The 6,000-nt window shown below is 34.5% G+C and carries 8 protein-coding genes; 5 read left to right on the forward strand and 3 right to left on the reverse strand.

Translation table 11 applies throughout. From position 1 onward, the window contains the following. Positions 1–13: 13 nt before the first annotated feature. The 3 genes from ACEYOS_RS09595 to ACEYOS_RS09605 all read right to left on the reverse strand — a co-directional run bounded on the left by ACEYOS_RS09595 (position 14) and on the right by ACEYOS_RS09605 (position 2,866). A complete protein-coding gene (locus ACEYOS_RS09595) occupies positions 14–508 on the reverse strand; it encodes a GNAT family N-acetyltransferase (protein WP_373707528.1) in 495 nt (164 codons plus the stop codon). A gap of 17 nt (positions 509–525) precedes the next feature. Beyond that, positions 526–1,731, reverse strand: a complete 1,206-nt coding sequence (locus ACEYOS_RS09600) for a metallophosphoesterase (protein WP_373707527.1) — start codon at positions 1,729–1,731, stop codon at positions 526–528. A 67-nt stretch (positions 1,732–1,798) separates the two neighbouring features. Beyond that, positions 1,799–2,866 carry a 3-oxoacyl-ACP synthase III family protein gene (locus ACEYOS_RS09605; protein WP_373707526.1) on the reverse strand — a complete coding sequence of 356 codons (1,068 nt, stop codon included), beginning with the start codon at positions 2,864–2,866 and terminating at the stop codon, positions 1,799–1,801. 103 nt (positions 2,867–2,969) lie between these two features. On the opposite strand from ACEYOS_RS09605, the gene ACEYOS_RS09610 reads away from it, so the two are divergent. The 5 genes from ACEYOS_RS09610 (at position 2,970) to ACEYOS_RS09630 (ending at position 5,796) form a co-directional block, all read left to right on the forward strand. Continuing rightward, positions 2,970–3,539, forward strand: coding sequence for a hypothetical protein (locus ACEYOS_RS09610; RefSeq protein ID WP_373707525.1), 570 nt, complete (start codon positions 2,970–2,972; stop codon positions 3,537–3,539). Between the two features lie 10 nt (positions 3,540–3,549). Next, the gene (gene ubiE / locus ACEYOS_RS09615) at positions 3,550–4,269 is read left to right on the forward strand and encodes a bifunctional demethylmenaquinone methyltransferase/2-methoxy-6-polyprenyl-1,4-benzoquinol methylase UbiE (protein ID WP_373707524.1); all 720 of its coding nucleotides are present in this window, start codon (positions 3,550–3,552) and stop codon (positions 4,267–4,269) included. Between the two features lie 2 nt (positions 4,270–4,271). Beyond that, on the forward strand, positions 4,272–5,057 hold the full coding sequence (locus ACEYOS_RS09620; RefSeq protein ID WP_373707523.1) for a porin family protein: 786 nt from the start codon (positions 4,272–4,274) through the stop codon (positions 5,055–5,057). Positions 5,058–5,206: 149 nt separating this feature from the next. After that, positions 5,207–5,509 (forward strand): hypothetical protein, encoded by a 303-nt coding sequence (locus ACEYOS_RS09625; protein ID WP_373707522.1) that lies wholly within the window; start codon positions 5,207–5,209, stop codon positions 5,507–5,509. Continuing rightward, the gene (locus tag ACEYOS_RS09630; RefSeq protein WP_373707521.1) at positions 5,509–5,796 is read left to right on the forward strand and encodes a cell division protein ZapA; all 288 of its coding nucleotides are present in this window, start codon (positions 5,509–5,511) and stop codon (positions 5,794–5,796) included. Before ACEYOS_RS09625 ends, ACEYOS_RS09630 begins: the two co-directional genes overlap by 1 nt. Positions 5,797–6,000: the final 204 nt, after the last annotated feature.

Raw genomic sequence — 6,000 nt, forward strand, 5'->3', positions numbered from 1 at the left:
TAAATAAGAACAACTAAAACTTGAATTCAAGCAGATAATCATCCATTACATAGCCATTTCCAATGTCAAAAACCTCTTCGTGAAAAACGCGAAAACCTTGTGATTCGTACATTGCTTTTGCAGGATTATCTTTGTTAACGTTCAAAATAATTCTATGATCTGAAGTTTCTGAAACCTTCTCTTTCAGAAATTTCAATCCTTTTTTGCCGAGACCTTTGCCCTTAAATTCTTCCAGAAGATAAATTCGATGAAGTTTTGTAGTGTCTTTTTCATAATGAAATTCGAAACCGATGAATCCAGCTGGAACTTCATCCTGCAAAATCAAGTAATAAAAGTAGTTCGGATTTTTAAGATGGTTTGAAATTTCTTTTTGAGAATACATTTCAGTCAACATGTATTCAATTTGATCTTTTGATAAAATTTTTGAATAGGCTGATTTCCAGGATTTTTCCGCCAGATTCTGAATCAGAGGAATATCTTTTTCACCTGCTTTTTTAAACGTAACCATTGTATCTACTTAAAAGATTAACTCAATTCAAATAAAGTAATTTCCGGATCAATTCCTACTCTTCCTGGATAACCGATGACCCCAAAACCTCTGTTGACGTAAAGATACTTGCCACTGCTTTCATACAAATCTGCCCATTTTTTATAACGAAATTGCGCTGGCGACCAACGGACATTTTTTAAATCTAGCCCGAACTGCATTCCGTGGGTATGACCGGAAAGTGTAAGCTGTACGTTTGAAGGGTGATCTTTTACAATATAATCAAAGTGGGTTGGATCGTGGCTCATCAATATTTTAGCAGCTTCATATGGAATTCCTTCTGAAGCCTTATCCAAATCTCCGTATTGAGGAAAAGGTTTTTCGCCCCAGTTTTCTACACCCAATAGATAAAGTTTCTCACCATTTTTTTCAATGACTCGATGTTCATTTCTAAGCATTTCGAAACCAGCTTCTTTTTGCAACTTAATTAAATCGGGAATGTTTTGTGCCTTTTCTTGGGTTGATTCCCAAGCTCCATAGTCTCCATAATCATGATTTCCGAGAACCGAAAACTTTCCATCCTTAGATTGTAAACTCTTAAACATTTCAACAAAAGGTTCAAATTCAGTTGCGTAATTATTGACCATGTCACCGGTAAACAGGATTAAATCTGCTTTCTGCTCATTGATCATATCAAACGCGGTCTGTAATTTCGAAGGGTTCAGGAAACTCCCCGCGTGAACATCAGAGATCTGAATGATTCGGTAGCCTTTAAAGCTATTAGGTAAACCTGCAATTTTCAGTTTTACTTTTCTAACAGTATGTCGATATTTTCCGAAGATAATACCATCCAGAAATAAACCCGAAAGTAGGGCAGCAGTTCCTAATCCTGCGATACTTAAAAACTTTCTACGGTCGGGCAGATAATTTTCAACAGTGCCAAAGGATTGAACAATATAGTTAACTCCCCGTCCTAAATCTTCGATTAAAAGAAAGAAAATAATTAAAAGTTTGGGCAAAAATAAAATCAAAAATACGGACGCAACGATTTGTGTGCGTGAATTATCCCGATCGGTCCTGTCGAAGTTTAAAACTTCATAAATGAAAAATAAGTAAATCGAAATGGTAATCACCCAATAGGCAATTCGTAAATAATTATTGTTGGTTACTGTTTTGAAGGCTTGATAAACATAGAATTCCAGCGCGAATAAAATTCCAGTAATGATTAAAATGTATTTCTGCATGTTATTTGGTCAATAAAAAAAGCACAAAAACAAATTTTGTGCTATTCTTAATTTTAAAAATTTCTATTTAGGGAAAACGATAAACAATTGCGTTGATATTCATTCCCGCTCCAACCGAAGTGAAAACGATATTTCCTTTTTCTTTGAAAGATTGTCCTTTCATTTCTCCTTTGATAATTAAATCAAACATTGTTGGAATCGTTGCTACAGAAGAGTTTCCTAAGTATTGAATGGTCATTGGTGATACCGCATGATCGTATTCTGATCTTCCGTATAATTTAAATAAACGGGAAATCATAGCATAATCCATTTTAGCATTTGCCTGATGAATTAAGATTTTATCGATATCATCAATAGTCAAATTCGCTTTATCAATGGTTTCTTTAATGGCGTCAGGAACATTTTTCAAAGCATATTCGTAAATTTTACGACCGTGCATTCTAATGTATAAAGGTCTGCGGTCTTCATCTTTTTTTAATGAAGGTGCGTTTTCAAGATAATTTAATTCTGGACCATTGTCACAAATCGTACAATCAGCGATGATACCAACATTTTCATCGTCGGTCGCTTGAACTACAACTGCTCCAGCGCCGTCTGCGAAGATCATTTTGTTTCGGTCAAAAGCGTCAGTAACTCTACTTAAAGTTTCTGAACCTACCACTAAAATTAATTTAGCTTTTTTCGCTTTGATAAGTGTGTCGGCTAAAATCATAGCTTCAACCCAGCCTGGGCAACCGAAAATCATATCGTAGTTGACCGTCTTTCTGTTCTTAATACCCAATTTATGTTTCACTCTGGAGGACATAGAAGGCATGAAGTTGCTCATTCCGTTTTTGTCCACTTCACCAAAGTTGCTGGCGTAAATGATATAGTCTAAATCTTCCTGATCGATTTTTGCGTCTTCGATTGCTTCTTTCGCTGCTCTGTGGCCCAGATCAGAATTGAATTCGTCATCTTCCAGGTAGCATCTCTTTTCGATTTCTGTAATTTCTACAAATTTTTGAATGACTTCTTCATTAGGTTTGTCGATTTTGTCACCTTCATCAGTGTAAAAAACAGAGTCCATGAAGTGTTCTTTATCGATTACCTTGGTAGGAATGTAACTTCCTGAACCGATTATGATTGTATTGGGCATATTTTTGAATGAAAAATTTAGGCAAATTTAAGAATTATTCTTGTACCGCAGTAAAACAAAATTATTATTAAATTTGCAAAAGTTTTTTACTATATTATTCAATATGAAAATCAGTCCATCTACCAAAGGTTTAATTATATCAATCGTTACTGTTTTAGTTGCATTCGGTATTTATAACTTTTTTTTAGCCAAGCGAAATTACTATTTGGTCGATAATCCGACTGAGAAAACCTATTTTTTTAACATCAATAATGGCGAAGAAAAAACCATTACTGCGGGACAGAAATTTCAGATCGATTTAAAGAAAGGAAAAAACGAAGTGAAAGTTTTTGATGATCGCAAGAACATGTTGTATGATTCTAGTTTCGTGGTCAATAAGAATCGTGGATTATTAAATATTGCGCATCAGGATTATTATGTTAATGAGCAGTTTTATGGCTACGGTTTAAACAAGGATTCACTCATTGCAGTAAGAAAGCAAACAGCCATTGATGGAAAGCTGTTCGTGAATTCGCCCGTGCGTTTTAATAAATTATACACCGATGATTTTTACTATAATATCGATGAAGAGTATGATGGAGTAGTGAAAAACATTCAGAAAGTAGAATCAAGAACAAAGATATTTCGGAAAGCAGATTTCCTGAATTACTATAAAGAATATTACAAATTTTAACACCAATATTTTGAACCAAGTTACCCCTTATAATACCGAAGCCGGAAAGAAGAAAGAAGTCGAAGATATGTTCGACAATATTGCACCAAAATATGATTTGTTAAATCATGTTCTGTCTATGAAAATAGATGTCCTCTGGAGAAATACCTTAGTGAAATGGATGAATGCTGATCAACCAAAAGAAGTTTTGGATGTTGCGACCGGAACTGGTGATTTGGCAATCGCAGTACAAAAAGGAACTGGGGCAAAAATCGTCGGTTTAGATTTGTCTCAACAAATGTTGAATGTCGGAATTCAAAAAATTAAGAAGATCAGTTTAACCGACCAAATTGAAATGATCAAAGGTGATGCAGAAAATCTTCCTTTTGAAAGCAATAAATTCGATGCGGTTTCCGTTGCTTTTGGTGTACGGAATTTTGAGAATTTAGAAAAAGGCTTAGACGAATTGAAAAGAGTTGTGAAGGATGGTAAAAGCGTATATATCTTAGAATTCTCTAAGGTGGAAGGTTTCTTAGCACCTTTTTACATGTTTTATTTTAAAAATATTTTACCTCAAATTGGTAAATTAGTATCGAAAGATAATCGTGCGTACACGTATTTGCCAGATTCTGTAAATGCTTTTCCGTTTGGCGAGAAAATGAAAACCATTCTGTTGAATGTTGGCTTTAAAAAAGTAGAATATAAGAAACTAAGTTTAGGAATCGCAACTATTTACAAGGCAACCAAATAAATATGGGGAATACTTTTTTTAAAATAAATTTTATTGCAGCATTCGTACTGTGCAGTTTTGCAAATGCCCAATTGTTCAGAACTAAGGATCGGATGGATAATCTGGAAGGGTTTGATGGCCAAAAATTCAGTTACGGATTTTATCTTGCTGCCAATAATTTCGATTATAAACTGGTTCTTCATCCAAAGTTTGGAATGGACGGACAAAAAAATTTAGTGCAAACTAAAGCAGCTTATAGTTTTGGTGCTGGTCTTATCGGAAAATTAAGATTGAATGATTATTTTGATTTAAGAGTAGAACCAGGTTTACAATTTGTGGAACGTGAACTTTTCTTCGATACGCAATCCAATGATCAATTTGCAGCAGGTACGCCAGCGAACCAACCTTTTACGCCAATCATTTTAACAGATGCTGATAAATTACGCACTGTGAAATCAACTTATGTTGATATTCCGGTGTTAATTGAGGTTCATGGCGATCGTTGGTATAACTCCAGACCTTACGCAGCTGCAGGAGTCAATTGGATGATGAATTTACAGTCTAACAGCAAATCAGAAGATGATAACCAACAAGGGATTTTCCGTACAACAGCGAGCAATTTTGCGTGGTCCGCAGAAATCGGAATGCAGTTTTATTTCAGTAGATTTAAATTAACGCCAGGTTTTAGAGGAACCTTCATGATCAATAATGAATCGGTTGCAGATAATGCTGAAACTCCGCCTTACTGGTCATCTGCAATGTCAAGTGCGAAAACAAGAGCCTTCATGTTTGTCCTAAAATTTGAATAGAAATAAGATCAATATTCAATATCAAAGAGAAAGTTGCAGGACTTTCTCTTTTTTATTCCGTATTTTCTAAAATTAGTCCTGCTTAAGTGATACTTTCAAATAAATTTTTTATATTTTTGCTAACGAGTTAGAATAAATTAACCTGAGAAATGCTCAAAGATTTAGAAAATAATTTTTCGATTTTAGAAAAGAAGATTTTAGCGGTAAGTAAGAATTACCAAAGTCTTAACGAAACTTATTTAGAACTGAATCAGGAGCATGAAGAGTTGAAGATGAAGTACGAGGAAGAGAGGAAGAAAAATCAGGTTTTAGCAGAAGAACAAAAAAATATAAAACTTTATTCAGCAATATCGGGAAATCCAGACCACAATCGATTGATGAAAAATCATATCAATCGATTAATAAAAGAAGTGGATTATTGTATTGCAGAACTTCAAAATAGCGGATTGTAATGGATGTAAGAAGAATAACCATCACGATTGCGGGAAGAAGTTATCCGTTAAATGTACCCTCAGCAGAAGAAGAAACACTGCGAATTGTGGGGAAACAGATTGAAGCGATGATTAAAGATTTTGAACAGAATTTTGATGTTAGAGATAAACAGGATGCTTTGGCGATGTGTTGCTTAAAATTAGGAACCAATGCCCAAGTTGCTCAAATCAATAACGATAAAAATATTAAAGATTCCACAGAGCGATTGAAGAATATCAATCAATTTTTGGAAGAGTTGGAAAAGTAGATTTTTCTTTTTCAATCAACGACTGCCTACAATAGTTCTAACACATTACAGGTAAACTCAACGCAAAACTATTACCGAACGAAAGTTTATTTAATGGCGTGCCGACTTGCTCGGATTACAGAAAATAGAAAACAGTTCAAATCGTGTTGATTAGGAGTTTACTCTAAATCCGTGGATTATTGTAGGCTTTTTTTTGACAAATAA

The sequence above is a fragment of the Kaistella sp. genome, assembly GCF_041824135.1.
Taxonomy (GTDB): domain Bacteria; phylum Bacteroidota; class Bacteroidia; order Flavobacteriales; family Weeksellaceae; genus Kaistella.

Coding starts and splice junctions, on each gene's coding strand:
- ACEYOS_RS09620 (WP_373707523.1), top strand. CDS start 4,272: ATGGGGAATACTTTTTTTAAAATAAATTTTATTGCAGCATTCGTACTG.
- ACEYOS_RS09600 (WP_373707527.1), bottom strand. CDS start 1,731: ATGCAGAAATACATTTTAATCATTACTGGAATTTTATTCGCGCTGGAA.
- ACEYOS_RS09625 (WP_373707522.1), top strand. CDS start 5,207: ATGCTCAAAGATTTAGAAAATAATTTTTCGATTTTAGAAAAGAAGATT.
- ACEYOS_RS09595 (WP_373707528.1), bottom strand. CDS start 508: ATGGTTACGTTTAAAAAAGCAGGTGAAAAAGATATTCCTCTGATTCAG.
- ACEYOS_RS09630 (WP_373707521.1), top strand. CDS start 5,509: ATGGATGTAAGAAGAATAACCATCACGATTGCGGGAAGAAGTTATCCG.
- ACEYOS_RS09610 (WP_373707525.1), top strand. CDS start 2,970: ATGAAAATCAGTCCATCTACCAAAGGTTTAATTATATCAATCGTTACT.
- ACEYOS_RS09605 (WP_373707526.1), bottom strand. CDS start 2,866: ATGCCCAATACAATCATAATCGGTTCAGGAAGTTACATTCCTACCAAG.